Origin of the sequence: Halorubrum sp. SP9 (genome assembly GCF_005435015.1) — an archaeon.
GTDB lineage: Archaea > Halobacteriota > Halobacteria > Halobacteriales > Haloferacaceae > Halorubrum > Halorubrum sodomense.
In genome coordinates, this window is sequence record NZ_SGXU01000041.1 from 1 (window position 1) to 20,724 (window position 20,724).

Consider the following 20,724-nt stretch of genomic DNA (forward strand, 5'->3'; position numbering starts at 1 on the left):
CACGCTCGACGACGCGGTCGAAGTCGTCGACGCCGCGGCCCGCGCCGACCGACACCGGATCGGGCGAGCGGAAGTCCGCGGTCAGCAAGCGGGGCTCCGCCGACTCCGCGGCCGGCGCTGGCGGCGATGCCCCCGAGCCGGCGGGCCGTGAGACGACGCTCGCGACGCCCGCGACGCGGAAGGTCGCGCGCGAGCGCGACGTGGACCTCGACGACGTGCCGACCGACGAGACCCGCGACGGCGAGGCGTTCGTCACGGCCGAGGCCGTGAACGCCTACGCGGACGCGCTGGAGTCGCCGGCAGAGCCGACGGCGGAGCCGGAACCGGTCGACGCGGAGCCGGCCGACGCGGAGGCGACCCCGGAGCCCGCCGCGACGGCCGCGGCCGCCGCCTCGGGGACCGCGTCGACCGAGCGCGACGGCGACGAGACGGTCCCTTACCGCGGCGTCAGGCGCACTATCGGGAAGCAGATGGAACGGTCGAAGTTCACGGCGCCGCACGTCACCCACCACGACACCGCCGAGGTCGACGCGCTCGTGGAGGCCCGCGAGGAGCTGAAGCCGAAGGCCGAGGCGAGGGGCGTGAAGCTCACCTACATGCCGTTCGTGATGAAGGCCATCGTCGCCGGGCTGAAGGCGCATCCGTACCTCAACAGCGAGCTCCGCGAGGACGAGGAGGAGATCGTGTTGAAGCGCGAGTACAACCTCGGGATCGCGGTCGCGACCGACGCCGGCCTGATGGTCCCCGTCGTCGACGACGTCGACGAGAAGGGGCTCTTCGAGCTGGCCGACGAGGTGAACGACCTCGCCGCCCGCGCCCGCGAGCGGAAGCTGAAGCCCGACGAAATGAAGGGCGGCACGTTCACCATCACCAACTTCGGCGCCATCGGCGGCGAGTACGCCACGCCGATCATCAACTACCCCGAGACCGCGATCTTGGGGCTCGGCGCCATCGAGGAGCGCCCCGTCGTGCGCGAGGGGGCCGACGGGGACAGTGAGGTCGTCCCCGCGCCGACGCTGCCGCTCTCGCTGTCGATCGACCACCGGGTCGTCGACGGCGCGATCGCGGCCGAGTTCGCGAACACCGTCATGGAACAGCTTGAACACCCGCTGTTGCTACTCACCGAATAATGGTCGTCGGAGACGTCACCACGGGAACGGAGGTACTGGTCATCGGCGCGGGGCCGGGCGGCTACGTCGCCGCCATCCGCGCCGCACAGAAGGGGCTCGACACGACGCTGGTCGAGAAGGACGCCTACGGGGGCGCCTGTCTCAACCGCGGCTGTATCCCCTCGAAGGCGCTGATCACCGGCAGCGGGCTCGCCCACGAGGCGGGCAACGCGGAGTTCATGGGCGTCCACGCGGACCCCGCCGTCGACATGGGAAAGATGGTCGAGTGGAAAGACGGCGTCGTCGACGGGCTGACGAGCGGCGTCGAGAAGCTCTGTAAGGCGAACGGCGTGAACCTGGTCGCCGGGACCGCCTCGTTCACCGGCGAGAACACCGTCCGCGTCGCACACGGCGGCGAGGGGCAGGGCTCCGAGACGCTCTCGTTCGAACACGCGGTCGTCGCGACCGGCTCGCGGCCGGTCCAGATCCCCGGCTTCGACTTCGCCGAGGACCACGTCTGGAGCTCCGCCGAGGCGCTCGACGCCGAGACCGTTCCGGACCGGCTCGGGGTCGTCGGCGGCGGCTACATCGGGATGGAGCTGGCGACCACCTACGCGAAGCTCGGCGCCGACGTGACGGTCGTCGAGATGCTCGACGACATCCTCGACCCCTACGAGGACGACGTGAAGCGGATCGTCCGCAAGCGCGCCGAGGAGCTGGGCGTCGAGTTCCACTTCGGCGAGGGCGCGAGCGAGTGGTCGGAGGCGCCGGACGGCGGCTACCTGCTCCACACGGAGACGGAGGCGGGAGATGAGTCGACGTACGGCGTCGACAGGATCCTCGTCGCGGTCGGCCGCCAGCCCGTTACCGACGGGCTCGACCCGGGTGCGGCCGGGATCGAGACGGACGACCGCGGCTTCGTCGAGACGGACGACCGCACCCGCACGGCGGTCGAACACATTCACGCCGTCGGTGACGTCGCGGGCGATCCGATGCTCGCGCACGCGGCCTCGAACGAGGGGATCGTCGCCGCCGAGGTGATCGCGGGCGAACCGGCCGCACTCGACCGGCAGGCCGTTCCGGCCGCGGTGTTCACGGACCCCGAGATCGGCACGGTCGGGATGACCGAGGCCGACGCCGAGGACGCCGGATTCGACCCCGTCGTCGGGCAGATGCCGTTCAACGCCTCCGGGCGGGCGATGACGACCGGCCACACCGAGGGGTTCGTCCGGATCGTCGCCGACGAGGAGGCCGGATTCGTGCTCGGCGCGCAGATCGTCGGCCCCGAGGCGTCGGAGCTGATCGCCGAGGTCGCGCTCGCGATCGAGATGGGCGCGACGCTCGAGGACGTGGCCGCCACCGTCCACACCCACCCGACGCTCGCGGAGGCCGTGATGGAGGCCGCCGAGAACGCGCGCGGACAGGCCATACACACGCTGAACCGCTGACCGCGCTCGACCCTTCCGTGGCTGAACCGCCGACCGCGTTCGACCTCTCCGCGTTCCGTGCGGCCGCGATCCTCGCCCCGCCAAGGTCCCGCGACGAATCGATGCGCCGCCGAGTCCCTGAATGTGACTCTCACTCACGACGGTCGAACTGTCGAAAAGACGACTCGTCGCCGCCGGCAGGGGACACTTACCGCGCGGTAAACCTCTCGGAGCGCCGCTGCGGTCCCTGTTGCCGACTTCGCGGATCCACAAATAGAACTTCATTATTTCGATAGAAACTCTCTGTTATAACGATGATTCTCTTCTCGAAGTAGACAATATTATCTGCGACGAGGGGAGACCATTTCTTGATGGCTAGTAACACCCAAGAGTGGTGGCCGGATCAGTTGGATCTGGAGCTGCTCGACCAGAACTCCGCCGACATCGGTCCGTACGACGAGGAGTTCGACTACGCGGCGGCGTTCGAGGAGCTCGACCTCGAGGCGGTCAAGTCCGACCTCGAGGACGTGATGACCGACTCGAAGGAGTGGTGGCCCGCCGACTACGGGCACTACGGTCCGCTGTTCATCCGGATGGCGTGGCACAGCGCCGGCACGTACCGCTCGCTCGACGGGCGCGGCGGTGCGGCCGGCGGACACCAGCGACTTCCCCCGATCAGCAGCTGGCCGGACAACGTGAACCTCGACAAGGCCCGGCGGCTGCTGGAGCCGGTCAAGACGAAGTACGGGAGCAAGCTCTCGTGGGCGGACCTCATCGTGCTCGCCGGCAACGTCGCCCTCGAGTCGATGGGCTTCGAGACGTTCGGCTTCGCGGGCGGCCGCGAGGACGACTTCCGGGGCGACGACTCGGTCGACTGGGGGCCCGAAAGCGAGTTCGAGACGACCTCCCCCGACCGCTTCGACGAGAACGGCGACCTCAAGGCGCCGCTCGGCAACACCGTGATGGGCCTCATCTACGTCAACCCCGAGGGGCCGAACGGCGAGCCGGACCTCGAGGGCTCCGCGAAGAACATCCGCCAGTCGTTCAGCCGCATGGCGATGAACGACAAGGAGACCGTCGCGCTCATCGCCGGCGGCCACACGTTCGGGAAGGTCCACGGCGCCGACGACGGCGACAACCTCGGTCCCGAACCCGAGGACGCCCCTATCGACCTCCAGGGCCTCGGCTGGGACAACGAGTTCGGCGAGGGGAAAGGCCCCGACGCGATCACCAGCGGTATCGAGGGGCCGTGGAACGCCACCCCGACCGTCTGGGACATGAGCTACGTCAACAACCTGCTCACCTACGACTGGGAGCCGGAGAAGGGCCCCGGCGGCGCGTGGCAGTGGACCACGAAGAACGACGAGCTCGACGACGCCGCGCCCGGCGTCGCGGACCCCTCCGACAAGGAGGACGTCATGATGCTGACGACGGACGTCGCCCTAAAAGAGGACGACGACTTCCGGGCGGTCCTCGAGGAGTTCCGCGACGACCCCGACGAGTTCCAGGAGACGTTCGCGAAGGCGTGGTACAAGCTCATCCACCGCGACATGGGCCCGCCGGAGCGCTTCCTCGGCCCCGAGGTCCCGGAGGAGACGATGATCTGGCAGGATCCCCTGCCGGAGGCCGACTACGAGACGATCGGCGACGCGGAAGCCGCCGATCTCAAAGGGGCGCTCCTCGACTCCGAGCTGTCGACCGGCGAGCTCGTCGAGACCGCGTGGGCGGCGGCGTCCACCTACCGCGACAGCGACAAACGCGGCGGCGCCAACGGCGCCCGCATCCGCCTCGAACCCCAGCGGAGCTGGGAGGCCAACGAGCCCGAGCAGCTCGCCGACGTCCTCTCGACGCTCGAAGCGATCCAGTCCGAGTTCAACGAGTCGCGCGCCGACGACGTCCGCGTCTCGCTCGCCGACCTCATCGTGCTGGGCGGGACCGCGGCCGTCGAGCAGGCCGCGGCCGACGCGGGCCACGACGTCGAAGTGCCGTTCGCGCCCGGCCGCGTCGACGCGACCGCCGAGCAGACGGACGTCGACTCCTTCGAGGCGCTCAAACCGAAGGCCGACGGGTTCCGCAACTACCTCGGTGACACCGACGAGGATGTCGAGGACCTGATGGTCGACAAGGCGGACCTGCTGAACCTGACCGCCAGCGAGATGACCGTGCTGGCGGGCGGCCTGCGCGCGCTCGGCGCGACCTACGGCGACCGCACGGCGTTCACGGACGAGCCCGGGACGCTGACGAACGACTTCTTCGCCAACCTGCTCGACATGGAGTACGAGTGGGACGAGGTCACCGACGCCGAGGACCTCTACGAGGTCCGCGACCGCGACACCGGCGAGGTCGCGTGGGAGGCGACGCGCGCCGACCTCGTCTTCGGGTCGAACGCGCGGCTCCGCACCATCGCGGACGTGTACGCCAGCGACGAGGAGAAGTTCGTCGAGGACTTCGCTGCGGTCTGGAGCGAGGTCATGACGCTCGACCGCTTCGACCTCGACTGACGGTCGTCGCCGCGGTCGGTTTTCTTTTTGCGTCGCTCGGGACCGATTCCCGTGGCCGTCCGTTCGTCACCCGTCTGTCGCTGGTCGCTCAGCGACGTCTCCCGGCCCGTCAGCGCTGCCTAGCGTCCGGCCTGTAGCGCGACGCCGGAGTACCGGCTATCGCCGCGAGCGACAGATTCTATATCGCGACATGAGATTTACTACGCCAGTTCAGCTCGGACTCCCCGGCTGACCGAACGTTCGTCTTTCCCGTCCGATCCGCGGTCTCGGCGGCGATCGACCGGCTTTTTTCCCGCCGGACCCTCGCTCGCGACATGGCCGACGAGTTCGACCCGGAGAAGTTCGAGGACAAGTACGCGCACTACTTCAACGAGCTCCAGCGGGCGTACAAGAACGCCTTCGAGCAGATGAACGACCGGTACGACTCGGAGCTGATCCACGGCATCGATCAGACCGTGCTCAACGAGTCGGAACCGTTCTACGAGGACGGCGAGTTCCGCGTCGAACTTCCGGAGAACCCCCGCGAGCGCATCCGCGGCGCCGTCGCGGTCGACGACGAGACGTTCGAGGAGACGCTCGACGAGTACGTCGAGCGGATCGAGTCCGAGCTGTACCGCACCCTCGGTGTCGATCGCCCGGAGTGACGGGGCGGTGTCGCGGCCCGTATCCGCCCGAACCAAAGGCATAAGCCCGCCGCCCGCCAACTCGCGGGCATGAGCACGGACACCGACGCGGCTGACGCGGAAAACGAACTCCGCGAGCGGATCACGAACTTCCTGCGGCGCAACTTCCCGCAGATCCAGATGCACGGCGGGAGCGCCGCCATCGCCCACCTCGACCGCGAGAAGGGCGAGGTGACGGTCCAGCTCGGCGGCGCCTGTTCCGGCTGCGGTATCTCCCCGATGACGATCCAGGCGATCAAGTCCCGGATGGTCAAGGAGATCCCCGAGATCGAGACGGTCCACGCCGACACCGGCGCGGCCGCCGGCGCCGACGGGGACCTCGGCGGCACCAGCAGCGGCGGCGGGATGTCCCCCTCCTTCCCCGGCGAGACGACCGACGACGACGGCGGCGACGACGAAGGCCCCCAGGCTCCGTTCTAAGTCGGTTCGAACCGCGACCTTCTCCTCTCTCGTTCCGCGAGTCGCATCGCCGTTCGTCGATAGGCGACCGTGTTCGCGGGTCACCCGCGTCGTAACGACTCTTTCGTGGTTCCTCTTGTGACTCCCCGCTAGCGCTGATTGAACTGTATATCGCTATACCGAATTCGGATCGCTGGGCTCGGTCGAGGCGACTGAAGCCTTTTTCTCCCCGGCAGCCGTGGGGAGTTGCTATGTACCATCGCGAGGTCGAACCCACGGCGGAGTACGTCGCGCGGTTCGAGACGGGCGCCGATTGGCGCGAGGAGATCGAGAGCCTCGCCCGCGAGGAGGACGTCGAGGCCGGCTGGTTCACGGCGCTCGGCGCGGTCCAGGACGCGGACGTCTGGTTCTACGACCAGGAGGAGACCGAGTACCGCTCGGTGACGTTCGACGAGCCGCTGGAGGTGGCCGCCTGCGTGGGCAACGTCTCGCTTTTGGAGGGCGACGTGTTCGCGCACACCCACGTCGTGCTCTCGCGGCCGAGCGGGCAGGCGCTCGCGGGCCACCTCGACTCGGCGACCGTCTGGGCCGGCGAGTGTCACCTGCGCGCGTTCGCCGAGCCGCTGGAGCGCTCCCACGACGAGGCCACGGACCTGGACCTGTGGCTGTGACCCGCCGACCGCGTCGCGCGGCCCCCACCGAGGCCCGATGAGACCGGACGACGAGCGCTACTTCGCGCGGATCGAAGAGCGCCTCGACGAGGCGTGGGACGTCGCGGAGGCGGCCAAAGAGCAGGGCCGGGACCCGGAGCCCGAGATCGAGATCCCGGTCGCCCGCGACATGGCCGACCGCGTCGAGAACATCCTCGGCATCGACGGCGTCGCGGAACGCGTCCGCGACCTGGAGGGGGAGATGTCCCGCGAGGAGGCGGCGCTGGAACTCGTCACCGACTTCGTCGACGGCAACGTGGGCGACTACGACTCCCGGGAGGGGAAGATCGAGGGGGCGGTCCGGACCGCCGTCGCGCTGCTCACCGAGGGCGTCGTCGCCGCGCCGATCGAGGGGATCGACCGCGTCGAACTGCTGGAGAACGACGACGGAACCGAGTTCGTCAACGTCTACTACGCCGGCCCGATCCGCTCGGCGGGCGGGACCGCCCAGGCGCTGTCCGTGCTCGTTGCCGACTACGCCCGGTCCCTGCTCGACGTCGACGAGTACAAGCCCCGCGACGTCGAGGTCGAGCGCTACGCCGAGGAGATCGCCCTCTACGACAAGGACACCGGGCTCCAGTACACGCCGAAGGACAAGGAGTCGAAGTTCATCGCGGAGCACATCCCGGTCATGCTCGACGGGGAGGCGACGAGCGACGAGGAGGTCTCGGGGTTCCGCGACCTGGAACGCGTCGACACCAACTCCGCGCGCGGCGGAATGTGCCTCGTCGCCGCCGAGGGGATCGCGCTGAAGGCCCCGAAGATCCAGCGGTACACCCGCGACCTCGAGGAGGTCGACTGGCCGTGGCTCCAGGACCTGATCGACGGGACGATCGGGAAGGATGGCGCGGGCGACGGGGACGCCGCGGAGGCCGAAGCGGCTGACGGAGACGACGCCGAAGGAGGCGACGGCGAATCGGACGGAGTGGAGGGCGAGTCCGGGACCGACGCCGAGCCCGAGGGACCGCTCCGGGCAGAGCCCTCCCAGAAGTTCCTCCGAGACCTGATCGCGGGTCGGCCCGTGTTCACGCACCCGAGCGAGGCGGGCGGGTTCCGGCTCCGGTACGGTCGCGCGCGAAACCACGGGTTCGCGACCGGCGGCGTCCACCCCGCGACGATGCACATCGTCGACGACTTCCTCGCGGCCGGCACGCAGATCAAGACGGAGCGGCCGGGCAAGGCCCACGGCGTCGTCCCCGTCGATTCCATCGAGGGACCGACGGTCCGCCTCGCGAACGGTGAGGTCCGCCGGATCGACGACCCCGAAGAGGCGAAGGCGGTCCGCAACGGGATCGAGGAGGTGCTCGACCTGGGTGAGTACCTCGTCAACTACGGGGAGTTCGTCGAGAACAACCACCCGCTCGCGCCCGCGTCGTACGCCCCCGAGTGGTGGGTTCAGGAGTTCGAGGCGGCCGGCGCGGACGTACAGGCCATGGGGGACGACCCCCACGTCGACCTCGAACGCCCCGCCGTCGAGGAGGCGCTCTCGTGGGCGCGCGAGTACGACTGTCCCCTCCACCCCGAGTACACGTACCTCTGGCACGACGTCTCGGTCGCGGCGTTCGCGACGCTCGCGGACGCGGTCGCCGCGGGCGACGTGGTCGAGGGCGTCCTCGCTATCGAGCGCACCGATCCGGTCCAGGACGCGCTGGAGTCGCTGCTGGTCGAACACGCGGCGACGCCGGACGCGCTCCGGATCCCGACGTGGCGGCCGCTCGCGCGGTCGCTCGGGGTCGACGACGGGCTCCGGAAAGAGTGGGACGAGGGGGACCTCTCGGCGGCGGCCCGCGGCCACGCCGACGGCGAGAACGCGATCCGCGCGGTCAACGAGGTCGCCCCCTTCGAGGTCCGCGAGCGCGCCCCCACCAGAGTCGGCAACCGGATGGGTCGGCCGGAGAAGTCGGAGAGCCGCGATCTGTCCCCCGCGGTTCACACTCTGTTCCCGATCAACGAGGCGGGCGGTCCCCAGCGCGACGTCGCCGAGGCCGCGAACGTCATGGACGACACCGGCCACCGGGGGCGACACGAACTGGAGGTCTCCGACCGGGTCTGCCCGGACTGCGGCGAGCACACCTACGCCGCCCTCTGTCCCGACTGCGAGACGCACACCGAGCCGTACTACGAGTGCGGCGACTGCGGCACCGTCTGCGAGCCCGACGAGGCCGGCCGCGTCGAGTGCCCGCGCTGCGAGTGGGAGGTGACGGCGGCGACCCGCCGGGAGGTCGACGTCAACGACGCGTACCGCTCCGCCCTCGAGAACGTCGGCGAGCGCGAGTCCGCCTTCGAGATCCTCAAGGGGGTCCAGGGGCTCACCTCGCGGAACAAGACGCCCGAGCCGATCGAGAAGGGCGTCCTCCGCGCGAAGAACGGCATCACCTCGTTCAAGGACGGCACGGTCCGGTACGACATGACCGACCTCCCGGTCACCGCGGTCAAGCCCGCGGAGCTCGACGTCACCGCGGACCACTTCCGCGAGCTGGGGTACGAGACCGATATCGACGGCGAGCCGCTGCGCCACGACGACCAGGTGGTCGAGCTCCGGGTCCAGGACATCGTCCTCTCGGACGGCGCGGCCGAGCACATGCTGAAGACCGCCGACTTCGTCGACGACCTGCTCGAACAGTTCTACGGGCTCGACCGCTTCTACGAGGTGAACGAGCGCGACGACCTCGTCGGCGAGCTCGTCTTCGGGATGGCGCCCCACACGAGCGCGGCGACTGTCGGGAGAGTGGTAGGTTTCACCTCGGCCGCGGTCGGATACGCGCATCCGTACTTTCACGCCGCGAAACGTCGGAACTGCTTCCATCCGGAGACGAAGATCTGGTACGAGGACGAGACCGGTCAGCTACGATACGACGAAATCGAGGCGTTCGTCGAGACGTACCTCGATCGGTCCGACGTCGAGTTCGACGACTTCGGAACGGCTGTCGGCAAATTAGAAGACGTCGACGGTGACCTGCGCGTTCCGTCGTTGACCGCGGATGGCGATCGCGTCTCTCGTTCGGTAGAGGCAGTCAGCAAGCACGACGCACCGAACCACCTCGTGCGGGTTCGTACCGAGTCAGGTCGATCGATAACCGTCACTCCAGACCACGGGGTTCACGTGTACGACGACGAACGGGACGAGGTCGCCAGCAGAGAGGCGCGAGAACTCGACGCGAACGACAGGCTGGTGATCCCCGACTCGATCGGGTCCGACGACATCAGTCGGGACCCGCAGCGGTTCGACCTCCTCGCCGAGTTTGTCCGGTCTGACGCGGTTCCGACCGACCGCCTCATGATCAAGGGGCTGGACAAAGACCGGCTGTACGATCTCTTCGAGGACGCTTTCGCGGATGACTGGGACGGGCGGTTCTATCCCCTCCAGAGCATGACCGAAGTGTTCGAGACGAACAAAAAGACGCTGAGTAACTACCTATACCGGGAGAGCTTCCCTGTCTCGTATCTTCAGCAGTGTTTCTCCTCGCTCGACGAGATGCTCGCGTTCGTTCCGGACGATGTCACCCTCGGAATGAAACGCGATCGCACGGAGATCGATCGGTTCGTCGATCTCAACGAGCGCGTCGCGACGCTACTCGGCTACTACGCGGCGGAAGGGTTCGCCCGCGAACAGGAGACGCCGAAGGGGACGATCCACCAGACGACGATCTGCGGGACGGAAACGGAGGCGAGGGAGTTCTTCCTCAACGTTTTGCGAGAGGAGTTCGGGGTCGACCCGTACGAAGAGAATCACGCCAAAGTGACCGTCTCCGGTCGCCTGTTGCGTGCGTTCTTCGACTCGGTGCTCGACTCCGGTGTGTACGCACACACGAAGCGAGTCCCTGATCGGATCTTCGGTGCACCCGATGAGATCGTCGGAGCGTATCTGAGTGGCTACTTCAGCGGCGACGGCAGCGTGGATGACGGATCGCTCCGAATCACCGCGACGACGGTGAGCGAGGAGCTTCGAGAGGACTTGATCGGTCTCCTGCGGCGGCTCGACATTCACGCGACTGTCGACCGACCGAAGAGGGTCCAACTCCATGATAAGTTTCCCGAGTTCTACGACGAGAGCGATCCGCGGATGACCGCGCAGACGTACGTCCTTAGTGTCTCGTCACACGATGCCGTTCGGTTCTCTGAAATTGCCGGCTTCCACCTCTCTCGGAAGCGCGATCGGCTGATGGGGAACGTCTCGTCCGTCGAGCCGTACGCACCGAAGGTGTCGGACGGCGGATCCGGAGAATACCTTGTCGAGAACGTCGACGAAGTGGAGGTCGTCGAGAGCGACGTTGAGCACGTCTACTGCCTCACCGTCGAGGACACGCACTCTCTCGTCGCGAACGATCTGTCGGTCGATCAGTGTGACGGCGACGAGGACTGTGTGATGCTTCTCATGGACGGACTTCTCAACTTCTCGAAAGAATTTCTGCCGGACCAGCGCGGCGGGCGCATGGATGCACCCTTAGTGATGTCCTCTCGGATCGACCCCTCGGAGATCGACGACGAGGCGCACAACGTTGACATCGTGCGGGAGTACCCGCTGGAGCTGTACGAGGCGTCGCGGGAGCTGGCCGACCCGGAGGCGGTCGAGGAGCTGATCCAGACCGGGGAGGACACGCTCGGCACCGACGACGAGTACCACGGGTTCGACCACACGCACGACACGACGGACATCGCGATGGGGCCGGATCTCTCGGCGTACAAGACGCTCGGCGACATGATGGAGAAGATGGACGCGCAGCTGGAGCTGGCGCGGAAGCTGCGCGCGGTCGACGAGACAGACGTGGCCGAGCGCGTGATCGAGTACCACTTCCTGCCGGACATCATCGGCAACCTCCGGGCGTTCTCGCGCCAGGAGACGCGCTGTCTCGACTGCGGTGAGAAGTACCGCCGGATGCCGCTGACGGGCGAGTGCCGCGAGTGCGGCGGCCGGGTCAACCTCACGGTCCACGAGGGGTCGGTGAGCAAGTACGTCGACACCGCCATCGAGGTGGCGGAGCGGTTCGACTGCCGGCCCTACACGAAACAGCGGCTGAAGGTGTTAGAAGGGTCGCTGGAGTCGATATTCGAAGACGACACGAACAAGCAGTCCGGCATCGCCGACTTCATGTGACGACCGCGGCCGCGGGCCGGTCCCCGTGTCGCCGCGGCAGGGGGCTACGGCAGGGAGACCGCGGCGACGGGGTGGGTCTCCTTGTCACGGGAGGTCACGGGGAGTGGCCGGTGGTTGGGTTCCGACAACGTTCTCAGGGTGACTTCCAGACGGGTGTGCCTCTCGTCGGCGGGCTGGAAGCCGGTCGGTTGTTACGCTCTCGCACGGTTATCCGTTCGGCATGGTCTGTCAGACCGTTAAAGTTCGAGACCCGTCGCGGCGGCGCTCGCCCCCTCAGTCGTCGTCGCGTGCGTCCTCGACCACGCGCGTGAACTCGCGGGCGGTCTCGGTGATGGCCTCGTAGTCGCCGCGTTCGGCGGCGTCGTAGTCGACGAGCGCGCCGCCCGCGCCGACCGCGAACGCGCCCGCCTCAACGTAGTCGGCCGCGTTGTCGGGGCTCACGCCGCCGGTCGGCATCATCGGGATCTGCCCGAGCGGGCCCTTCATCGCGCCGAGGTGGTCCGGACCGACGGTCTTCGCGGGGAACACCTTCACGAAGTCGGCGCCGGCCTCGTAGCCGCGGATCGCCTCGGTCGGCGTCATCACGCCGGGCGCGCTGACGGCGCCGTAGCGGTTACACGTCTCGATCACGTCCTCGTGGAGGCTCGGGGAGACGACGAACTCCGCGCCCGCCATCAGGGTCGTCCTCGCCGTCTCGCTGTCGAGGACCGTCCCCGTGCCGACGACGACCTCGTCGTCGAAGGAGCCCGCGACCGCGCCGAGCTTCTCCGCGACGTCCGGCGTGTCGGCGGTGATCTCGACGGCGGTGACCCCGCCCTCGTACAGCGCCTCCGTGATCCCGATGAGCTGGTCGGCCTCGACCCCGCGCAGCACCGCGACGACCCCGCTGTCGACGAGCCGTGAGAGCGTCTCGTTCATACCCCCCGTTTCCCGAGTCGGTACTTAAAACCGCGCCGATGCTCGCGAACGCTCCCGGTGAGCGCGGGCGGCGTCGACCGCGGGACCGACCGTTCGACCGGTCGTCCCGTGACACCCGTCGACACGATTCCGTGACACCCGTCAATACGATCCCGTGACACCCGTCGACACGAAATCGGCGGGGATCGGGGGGTGATCCCCGGCGAAACGGCTGCGACGAAACACTACCCTTTTGACCCTCCTTTCGGTAACACACGGTATAATGGGCCGACGCAAGAAGATCGTTCAGGAATGTGAGCGGCTGATGGACTCCCCGGAGAACATCCGGAACATCGCCATCGCCGCCCACGTCGACCACGGGAAGACGACGCTCTCCGACAACCTGCTGGCCGGCGCCGGCATGATCTCCCAGGACACCGCGGGCGAGCAGCTCGCGATGGACACGAAGGAGGACGAGCAGGAGCGGGGGATTACCATCGACGCGGCGAACGTCTCGATGACCCACGAGTACGAGGACACCAACCACCTCATCAACCTCATCGACACCCCGGGCCACGTGGACTTCGGGGGCGACGTCACCCGTGCGATGCGCGCGGTCGACGGCGCGCTGGTGGTCGTCGACGCCGTCGAGGGCGCGATGCCCCAGACGGAGACGGTGCTCCGGCAGGCGCTCCGCGAGGGCGTGAAGCCGACGCTGTTCATCAACAAGGTCGACCGCCTCATCTCGGAGCTTCAGGAGGGGCCACAGGAGATGCAAGAGCGGCTCCTCTCCGTCATCGCCGACGTCAACGAGCTCATCCGCGGGATGGCCGAGAACATGGACGACATCCCCGAGGACTGGACCGTCTCCGTCGAGGACGGGACGGTCGGGTTCGGCTCCGCGCTGTACAAGTGGGGCGTCTCGATGCCCTCGATGCAGCGGACCGGCATGGACTTCGCGGACATCATGGAGCTCGAGCAGAACGACGAGCGGCAGGAGCTCCACGAGCGCACGCCGCTGTCGGACGTCGTGCTCGACATGGTCTGCGAGCACTTCCCGAACCCGGTCGACGCGCAGCCTCGTCGCGTCCCGCGCATCTGGCGCGGTGACCCGGAGAGCGAGCTGGCCGACACGATGCGGATGGTCAACGAGGACGGCGAGGTCGTCTTCATGGTCACCGACATCTCCATGGACCCGCACGCGGGCGAGATCGCGACGGGCCGCGTCTTCTCCGGGACCTTAGAGAAGGGCCAGGAGCTGTACGTCTCCGGGACCGCCGGCAAGAACCGCATCCAGAGCGTCGGGCTCTTCATGGGATCGGAACGCGAGGAGGTGGACCGCGTCCCGGCGGGGAACATCGCGTCGGTCACCGGCCTCCGCGACGCCATCGCCGGCTCCACCGTCTCCTCCGTGGAGATGACGCCGTTCGAGTCGATCGAGCACATCTCCGAGCCGGTCATCACGAAGTCCGTCGAGGCCCAGAACATGGACGACCTGCCGAAGCTCATCGAGACGCTCCAGCAGGTCGCTAAGGAGGACCCGACGATCCAGATCGAGATCAACGAGGACACCGGCGAGCACCTCATCAGCGGCCAGGGCGAGCTCCACCTCGAAGTGATCACCCAGCGGATCCGCGACAATCAGGGCATCCCGGTCATCACCGGCGAACCGATCGTCGTGTTCCGCGAACAGCCCCAGGAGGCCTCCCGCGAGGTCGAGGGGCAGTCCCCGAACCGCCACAACAAGTTCTACCTCACCGTCGAGCCGATGGACCAGGACATCGTCGACGCCATCCAGCTCGGCGAGGTCTCGATGGACATGCCCGAACTGGAGCGCCGCGAGGCGCTGCAGGAGGCCGGCATGGACAAGGACACCTCGCAGAACGTCGAGGACATCCACCGGACCAACATCCTCATCGACGACACGAAGGGGATCCAGCACCTCAACGAGACGATGGAGCTCGTCTTGGAGGGGCTTCAGGAAGCGCTCGACGACGGTCCGCTGGCCGCCGAGCCGGTCCAGGGGTCGCTGTTCCGCCTCCACGACGCGAAGCTCCACGAGGACACCATCCACCGCGGGCCCGCGCAGGTCATCCCGGCGGTCCGCGACGCGGTCCACCGCGCGCTGATCGACGGCGAGGTCCGCCTGCTGGAGCCGATCCAGGACGTCCGCATCGACGTCCCCTCGGAGCACATGGGCGCCGCGTCCGGCGAGATCCAGGGCCGCCGCGGTCGCGTCGACGACATGTACCAGGAGGGCGACCTGATGGTCGTCGAGGGCATCGCGCCCGTCGAGGAGATGATCGGCTTCTCCTCCGACATCCGTTCGGCCACCGAGGGTCGGGCCTCGTGGAACACCGAGAACGCGGGCTTCCGCGTCCTCGTCGACAACCTCCAGCGCGAGAAGATCATGGAGATCCGCGAGCGCAAGGGGATGAAGCTGGAACTGCCGCAGTCGATCGACTACTTCTAAGTCGACGGCGCGGTCCGCGGTTTCGGCCGTTTCTCTCGCTCTTTTCCCGTTATTCTCTCGCCTTCTTCGGCTCTGACTTCCCACAGCGGCGGATCGACCGAACCGACCGCCTACCCACTCGAATCCGTGCGCCGCGTTGGCAGACGAGAGAGAGGCAACGCCTGCCCCCGCCGAAGGCTTATACCCGATCGTCCGACTCCGTTCGGGTATGCAGACGGGCACGACTCCACCCCGGCGCACCGCGACGGAGCCACCGAGCGACCGCTCCACGCCGGGGACAGGAACGTGTCCGCGAACGCGCGTCCCGGACCGGGCCGACCGCGGCGACGCGCCGGAGGTGACGGCGTGAGCGACCGCCGCGACGGGGCGCCGGAGGCCGCGCTCGACGCGGAGGACGCGGCCGCTCCAGTCGACGGCGAGGGCGGCGACGCGCCCTCTCCGGACGGCGGCCACGCGGCGGCGACGCCCTCGACGCACACGGTCCGGCTGGAGCTCGTCGACGAACCCGGACAGCTGCTCGCCGCGCTCCACCCGATCGCGGACAACGGCGGGAACCTCCTGTCGATCTACCACGAGCGCGGGAACAAGACGCCCCGCGGGCGGATCCCGGTCGAGGTCGACTTCGAGGCGACCCCCGAGCGGTTCGAGGAGATCGTCGACGCGCTCCGCAGCGAGGGCGTGAACGTGATGCAGGCGGGCACCGAGCGGTACGCGGAGGAGGTGACGCTGCTCCTGTTCGGCCACCTCATCGACACCGACCTCTCCGACACGCTCTCGCGGATCGAGGCCTGCGAGTCGGCGTCGGTCGCCGACGTGTCGCTCGCGGCCCCGCAGGGCACCGAGGAGGCGTCGAGCGCGCGGCTCCGGCTCGAGGCTCGCGCGGGCGAGACGGAGGCGGCGCTCTCGGCGGTCCGCGAGCTGGCGACCGAGAAAGAGCTTCGGGTCGTCGAGCCGCTCACGGGGGTGGACGCGTGAGACTCGCGGTTATCGGTGCGGGGGCGGTCGGGCGCTCCGTCGTCGAACTGGCCGGCGAGTACGGCCACGAGGTCGTCGCGGTCGCGGACTCGTCGAGCGCGGTCGTCGCGGACGGGACGGGCGGCACGGGCGGCCCGGGCTCGGACGGACGCGCCGGCGTCGACCCCGACGCGGTCGCGGCCCGGAAGGCGGAACGGGGAATCGTCGGGGACGACGACCCCGCGGACGCGCTCGCGGCCGACTACGACATCCTCGTGGAGGCGACGCCGACGACGCTCGGCGACGCCGAGCCGGGCTTCTCGCACGTGACGACCGCCCTGGAGCGCGACCGCCACGCCGTCCTCGCGAACAAGGGACCGGTCGCGGAGCGGTTCGGGGACCTCCGGGCGGCCGTCGACGACAGCGACGGCGAGATCCGCTTCGAGGCGACGGTGGGCGGCGCGATCCCCGCGGTGTCGACCGTCGAGGACATCGAGCCGGGCCACGTCACCGCGGTCCGGGGCGTGCTCAACGGGACGGCGAACTTCATCCTCACGCGGATGGCGGCGGAGGGACTCGATTACGATCACGTGCTCGCGGAGGCACAGGACCTCGGCGTCGCGGAGGCCGACCCCTCCTTCGACGTGGACGGCACCGACGCGGCGCTGAAGTGCGTCATCCTCGCGAACGTGCTCTCCTTCGGCGCGGTCGACGACCCGACCGACGCCCGGGAGTTCACGCTCGAGGACGCCGACGTCTCCGGGATCCGCGACGTGCCCGGCTCCGCGCTCCGGCTCGCCGCCGAGGACGGCCGGACGGTGCGGCTGATCGGCGAGGCGACCGGGGAGGCGGTCCGGGTCGCGCCGCGGCTCGTCCCCGAGAACGGGACGCTCGCGGTCTCCGGCACCCAGAACATCGTCCAGATCGAGACCTCCCACGCCGGCCGGCTCAACATCTCCGGCCGCGGCGCGGGCGGCCCGGAGACCGCGAGCGCGGTCCTCGGCGACGTGGGGCGACTGGAGTAGGTCCCTCCGGGTACCGATTCCGCCACCGCGAGCCGGGGCGTGCGTCGTTCTGTCGTGCCCCGCGTTGTCGAGAATCGCCGGACCGCGGCGCGATACTCTGTGGCCCGTATCGAAACCGTTTTAGTGGAATCTACCGAAACTTACTCACAGAGCGCCTTAGCGCGTGATTACCCCATGAGTGACAAACCGCACCAGAACCTGGCCATTATCGGCCACGTCGACCACGGCAAGAGCACGCTCGTGGGTCGCCTCCTCTTCGAGACGGGGAGCGTCCCCGAGCACGTAATCGAGCAGCACCGCGAGGAAGCCGAAGAGAAGGGCAAGGGCGGCTTCGAGTTCGCCTACGTGATGGACAACCTCGCCGAGGAGCGCGAGCGCGGCGTCACGATCGACATCGCCCACCAGGAGTTCGACACGGACACCTACTACTTCACCATCGTCGACTGCCCGGGCCACCGTGACTTCGTGAAGAACATGATCACGGGCGCCTCGCAGGCCGACAACGCGGTGCTGGTGGTCGCGGCCGACGACGGCGTCGCGCCCCAGACCCGCGAGCACGTGTTCCTGGCCCGCACGCTCGGGATCAACGAGCTCATCATCGGCGTCAACAAGATGGATCTGGTCGACTACCAGGAGTCCTCCTACAAGGAGGTCATCGGCGAGGTCGAGGACCTGCTCAACCAGGTCCGCTTCGCGACCGACGACACCACGTTCGTGCCGATCTCGGCGTTCGAGGGCGACAACGTCGCCGAGGCGTCCGAGAACACGCCGTGGTACGACGGCCCGACCCTGCTGGAGTCGCTCAACGACCTCCCGGAGACCGAGCCGCCGACGGACGCGCCGCTGCGTCTCCCCATCCAGGACGTCTACACCATCTCCGGCATCGGGACCGTCCCCGTGGGACGCGTCGAGACCGGAATCTTAAACACCGGCGACAACGTCTCCTTCCAGCCGTCCGACGTGGGCGGCGAGGTGAAGACGATCGAGATGCACCACGAGGAGGTGCCCGAGGCCGGCCCCGGCGACAACGTCGGGTTCAACGTCCGCGGTATCGGGAAAGACGACATCCGCCGCGGCGACGTCGTCGGCCCCGCCGACGACCCGCCGAGCGTCGCCGAGACGTTCAAGGCGCAGGTCGTCGTCATGCAGCACCCGTCGGTCATCACGGCCGGCTACACGCCGGTCTTCCACGCCCACACGGCGCAGGTCGCCTGTACGATCGAGTCGATCGACCAGAAGATCGACCCCTCGTCGGGCGAGGTCGCCGAGGAGAACCCGGACTTCATCAAGTCCGGCGACGCCGCGGTCGTCACCGTGCGTCCCCAGAAACCGCTCAGCATCGAGCCGTCCGGCGAGATTCCGGAACTCGGCAGCTTCGCCATCCGCGACATGGGTCAGACCATCGCGGCCGGCAAGGTGCTCGAAGTCAACGAGCGATAATCGATGCAGCAGGCACGCGTCCGCCTCGCCGGCACGAGCCCCGAGGACCTCGACGACATCTGCGACGACGTCCGCGAGATCGCGGACTCGACGGGAGTCGCCCTGTCGGGCCCGATCCCGCTGCCGACGAAGACGCTCGAGATCCCGTCGCGCAAGTCCCCGGACGGTGAGGGGACGGCGACGTGGGAGCACTGGGAGATGCGCGTCCACAAGCGGCTGATCGACATCGACGCCGACGAGCGCGCGCTCCGCCAGCTCATGCGCGTCCAAGTGCCGAACGACGTCAGCATCGAGATCGTTCTCGAAGACTGAGCGCTAGGGCGTTTCTCTTTCCCCTCTCGTTTTTTCGTCCCGTCCAGCGGCGGCGCCGATCGCGTTTCGCCCAGGGTCCCGCCCCGCTCAGCTCGCGTCGAGCAGGCCCATCCGTCCGGCGACGAGCCCGCAGAACGCGCCCGTCGCGTGCGCGATCAGCGCGACGCCCGGCGCGGCCGTCGTCGCGGTGAGGACGACGGCGACGAGGCCGAACAGGAGCAGTTGGACCCGCGGCGAGAGCCGGAGCCGGTCGAACAGCGTCGCGCTCACGACGTTGCCGGCGAGCAGGTAGCCGCCGAGCGCGAAGACGGCGCCGCTGATCCCCAACACGGCGGCCGGGGGGCCGAGCAGGCTCCCGACGGTCACCTGCGCGGCGCCCGCGAGCGCGCCGGTGGCGACCACGAACGCGTGGAAGCGCGGGCGGGTCGTCCGGCGCTCGACGAGGGGACCGACGAGCAGCAGCGCGAGGGCGTTCGCCACGAGGTGACCGACGGAGCCGTGCGCGTACACGCTCGTGATGAGGGTCCACGGGGCGACGGAGAGGGGCGTCGACAGCGCGAGGAGTCCGAAGCGGCCGACGAGGCTCAGGAGGGCCTGTGCGGCGCCGACGAGGAGGACGATCCCGAGCGTTTCGAGGGTGGCGCGCATCGGGCGAGGGTTGGAACCGCGCGGTGAAAAGGGTGTGCGGGGCCGACCGTTGCGGGTCGCGCGGGGGAGCCCGGCGCGACTCAGATCACGTCGTCGGGGTCGTGCGCGTTCGCCATCCGGGCCGCCTCGGCGGCGTACCGCTCGCGGTCGTCGGGGTCGTCGACGGTCCCGACGTTCGACGACGCCGCGTCGACGGCGGCCGTGGTGTCGCGCACGTCAGAGAAGGAGGTGAGCGCGCGCTCCTTCCGGAAGTAGCGCTCGCCGTCCGGCGTCGCGTACGTGAGGATCACCATATTTTGCTCGTCGTCGGAGTAGGTGCGCTCGACGAGCCACATCCGCACGGCGTCGGTCGCGGAGCCGGGGACGGCCTCGTTCGCGTTCATGCGTGGTATTTCGATTTCTACGAACAAACGTGTTGCGTCGGTTCGGAGCCCGGCCGCGCCGCCGCCGCTCGGCGCGTCGACGAGCCCCCGCCGCTTCTCTGCGAACCGCCAGCGTTTTATTCTTTAGGGCGACCTAAACGAATGGATGAACCCGCGCGTCGCCGCCGCTCGGCTCCGCGAGCGCCTCGTTCGACTTCGGGAGCGTCTGCCCCGAGGCTCGCTCGCGGTCGCGGGGACGGTCCTCGTCCTCGCGGTCGGCGGCGCGGTGCTGACGCGGACCCTCGACGTCGAGGCCGTCGTCGCGACGGCGGTCGCGGCTGACCCGTGGCTCCTCCTCGCGGCGCTCGCCGTCTACCTCGCCTCGTGGCCGGTCCGCGGTCGACGGTACGGCGACGTGCTCGCGCCGATGGGTCACCGCCCTCGCACGGCGTTCCTCACGGCGACGGTGTTCGCGAGTCAGACGGCGAACCTGATCGTCCCCGCGCGGGCCGGCGACGGGGTGCGCGCGTACCTGCTGAACGACCGCCGCGGCGTCCCCTATCCCACCGGCGTCGCGTCGCTGGCGGTCGAGCGCGCCTTCGACCTGGTCGCGCTCGGCGTCCTCGGCGGCGCCGCGCTCGCGGCCCTGCTCGTCGACGGGCGGGCCGCGGCGCCGGACGGGGAGATCG

17 protein-coding genes are annotated in these 20,724 nt (G+C 68.9%); 14 read left to right on the forward strand and 3 right to left on the reverse strand.

Going from position 1 to position 20,724, the window contains the following annotated elements; all coding sequences use genetic code 11:
- The 7 genes from EXE45_RS14775 to polC form a co-directional block, all read left to right on the forward strand.
- On the forward strand, window positions 1-1,130 hold a 1,130-nt coding region (locus EXE45_RS14775), incomplete at its 5' end, for a dihydrolipoamide acetyltransferase family protein (RefSeq protein ID WP_137694773.1).
- Window positions 1,130-2,557 (forward strand): dihydrolipoyl dehydrogenase, encoded by a 1,428-nt coding sequence (lpdA, locus tag EXE45_RS14780; RefSeq protein WP_092920607.1) that lies wholly within the window; start codon window positions 1,130-1,132, stop codon window positions 2,555-2,557. The genes EXE45_RS14775 and lpdA, both read left to right, overlap by 1 nt.
- Before the next feature lie 350 nt (window positions 2,558-2,907).
- Complete coding sequence (gene katG / locus EXE45_RS14785; RefSeq protein WP_137694774.1) at window positions 2,908-5,037, forward strand: catalase/peroxidase HPI; 2,130 nt, start codon at window positions 2,908-2,910, stop codon at window positions 5,035-5,037.
- A 314-nt stretch (window positions 5,038-5,351) separates the two neighbouring features.
- Window positions 5,352-5,681, forward strand: coding sequence for a DUF5783 family protein (locus EXE45_RS14790; protein ID WP_092920609.1), 330 nt, complete (start codon window positions 5,352-5,354; stop codon window positions 5,679-5,681).
- A 69-nt stretch (window positions 5,682-5,750) separates the two neighbouring features.
- Complete coding sequence (locus EXE45_RS14795; protein WP_007995326.1) at window positions 5,751-6,140, forward strand: NifU family protein; 390 nt, start codon at window positions 5,751-5,753, stop codon at window positions 6,138-6,140.
- A gap of 230 nt (window positions 6,141-6,370) precedes the next feature.
- On the forward strand, window positions 6,371-6,790 hold the full coding sequence (locus tag EXE45_RS14800) for a PPC domain-containing DNA-binding protein (RefSeq protein WP_017341912.1): 420 nt from the start codon (window positions 6,371-6,373) through the stop codon (window positions 6,788-6,790).
- A gap of 37 nt (window positions 6,791-6,827) precedes the next feature.
- The gene (gene polC, locus EXE45_RS14805) at window positions 6,828-11,924 is read left to right on the forward strand and encodes a DNA polymerase II large subunit (RefSeq protein ID WP_137694775.1); all 5,097 of its coding nucleotides are present in this window, start codon (window positions 6,828-6,830) and stop codon (window positions 11,922-11,924) included.
- Between the two features lie 273 nt (window positions 11,925-12,197).
- On the opposite strand, the gene EXE45_RS14810 is transcribed toward polC, so the two are convergent.
- Window positions 12,198-12,842 (reverse strand): bifunctional 4-hydroxy-2-oxoglutarate aldolase/2-dehydro-3-deoxy-phosphogluconate aldolase, encoded by a 645-nt coding sequence (locus EXE45_RS14810; RefSeq protein WP_137694776.1) that lies wholly within the window; start codon window positions 12,840-12,842, stop codon window positions 12,198-12,200.
- 262 nt (window positions 12,843-13,104) lie between these two features.
- On the opposite strand from EXE45_RS14810, the gene EXE45_RS14815 reads away from it, so the two are divergent.
- The 6 genes from EXE45_RS14815 to rpsJ all read left to right on the forward strand — a co-directional run bounded on the left by EXE45_RS14815 (window position 13,105) and on the right by rpsJ (window position 19,025).
- Entirely contained in the window at window positions 13,105-15,294 is a 2,190-nt protein-coding gene (locus EXE45_RS14815) for an elongation factor EF-2 (RefSeq protein ID WP_092920613.1), read from the forward strand.
- A gap of 208 nt (window positions 15,295-15,502) precedes the next feature.
- A complete protein-coding gene (locus EXE45_RS19705; protein ID WP_158293704.1) occupies window positions 15,503-15,643 on the forward strand; it encodes a hypothetical protein in 141 nt (46 codons plus the stop codon).
- Window positions 15,640-16,269 (forward strand): amino acid-binding protein, encoded by a 630-nt coding sequence (locus EXE45_RS14820; protein WP_092920614.1) that lies wholly within the window; start codon window positions 15,640-15,642, stop codon window positions 16,267-16,269. The genes EXE45_RS19705 and EXE45_RS14820 overlap by 4 nt, the downstream gene beginning before the upstream one ends.
- Window positions 16,266-17,273: a homoserine dehydrogenase gene (locus EXE45_RS14825; protein ID WP_137694777.1), complete on the forward strand. Its 1,008-nt coding sequence runs from the start codon at window positions 16,266-16,268 to the stop codon at window positions 17,271-17,273. The genes EXE45_RS14820 and EXE45_RS14825 overlap by 4 nt, the downstream gene beginning before the upstream one ends.
- A gap of 174 nt (window positions 17,274-17,447) precedes the next feature.
- A complete protein-coding gene (gene tuf / locus EXE45_RS14830) occupies window positions 17,448-18,713 on the forward strand; it encodes a translation elongation factor EF-1 subunit alpha (protein WP_092920616.1) in 1,266 nt (421 codons plus the stop codon).
- A gap of 3 nt (window positions 18,714-18,716) precedes the next feature.
- The gene (gene rpsJ, locus EXE45_RS14835; protein WP_004048854.1) at window positions 18,717-19,025 is read left to right on the forward strand and encodes a 30S ribosomal protein S10; all 309 of its coding nucleotides are present in this window, start codon (window positions 18,717-18,719) and stop codon (window positions 19,023-19,025) included.
- Window positions 19,026-19,112: 87 nt separating this feature from the next.
- Here the strand turns inward: rpsJ and EXE45_RS14840 are convergent, their stop codons facing one another.
- Both EXE45_RS14840 and EXE45_RS14845 read right to left on the reverse strand, forming a co-directional pair.
- Window positions 19,113-19,673, reverse strand: coding sequence for a rhomboid family intramembrane serine protease (locus EXE45_RS14840; protein ID WP_137694778.1), 561 nt, complete (start codon window positions 19,671-19,673; stop codon window positions 19,113-19,115).
- An 80-nt stretch (window positions 19,674-19,753) separates the two neighbouring features.
- Window positions 19,754-20,056, reverse strand: coding sequence for a hypothetical protein (locus EXE45_RS14845; RefSeq protein ID WP_092920618.1), 303 nt, complete (start codon window positions 20,054-20,056; stop codon window positions 19,754-19,756).
- A gap of 145 nt (window positions 20,057-20,201) precedes the next feature.
- Between EXE45_RS14845 and EXE45_RS14850 the strand changes: the two genes are divergently transcribed.
- On the forward strand, window positions 20,202-20,724 hold a 523-nt coding region (locus EXE45_RS14850; RefSeq protein WP_199233642.1), incomplete at its 3' end, for a lysylphosphatidylglycerol synthase domain-containing protein.

What these genes read in the sequence shown, in the direction of transcription:
- lpdA (WP_092920607.1), top strand. Translation starts at nt 1,130, where the DNA reads ATGGTCGTCGGAGACGTCACCACGGGAACGGAGGTACTGGTCATCGGC.
- katG (WP_137694774.1), top strand. Translation starts at nt 2,908, where the DNA reads ATGGCTAGTAACACCCAAGAGTGGTGGCCGGATCAGTTGGATCTGGAG.
- EXE45_RS14790 (WP_092920609.1), top strand. Translation starts at nt 5,352, where the DNA reads ATGGCCGACGAGTTCGACCCGGAGAAGTTCGAGGACAAGTACGCGCAC.
- EXE45_RS14795 (WP_007995326.1), top strand. Translation starts at nt 5,751, where the DNA reads ATGAGCACGGACACCGACGCGGCTGACGCGGAAAACGAACTCCGCGAG.
- EXE45_RS14800 (WP_017341912.1), top strand. Translation starts at nt 6,371, where the DNA reads ATGTACCATCGCGAGGTCGAACCCACGGCGGAGTACGTCGCGCGGTTC.
- polC (WP_137694775.1), top strand. Translation starts at nt 6,828, where the DNA reads ATGAGACCGGACGACGAGCGCTACTTCGCGCGGATCGAAGAGCGCCTC.
- EXE45_RS14810 (WP_137694776.1), bottom strand. Translation starts at nt 12,842, where the DNA reads ATGAACGAGACGCTCTCACGGCTCGTCGACAGCGGGGTCGTCGCGGTG.
- EXE45_RS14815 (WP_092920613.1), top strand. Translation starts at nt 13,105, where the DNA reads ATGGGCCGACGCAAGAAGATCGTTCAGGAATGTGAGCGGCTGATGGAC.
- EXE45_RS19705 (WP_158293704.1), top strand. Translation starts at nt 15,503, where the DNA reads ATGCAGACGGGCACGACTCCACCCCGGCGCACCGCGACGGAGCCACCG.
- tuf (WP_092920616.1), top strand. Translation starts at nt 17,448, where the DNA reads ATGAGTGACAAACCGCACCAGAACCTGGCCATTATCGGCCACGTCGAC.
- rpsJ (WP_004048854.1), top strand. Translation starts at nt 18,717, where the DNA reads ATGCAGCAGGCACGCGTCCGCCTCGCCGGCACGAGCCCCGAGGACCTC.
- EXE45_RS14840 (WP_137694778.1), bottom strand. Translation starts at nt 19,673, where the DNA reads ATGCGCGCCACCCTCGAAACGCTCGGGATCGTCCTCCTCGTCGGCGCC.
- EXE45_RS14845 (WP_092920618.1), bottom strand. Translation starts at nt 20,056, where the DNA reads ATGAACGCGAACGAGGCCGTCCCCGGCTCCGCGACCGACGCCGTGCGG.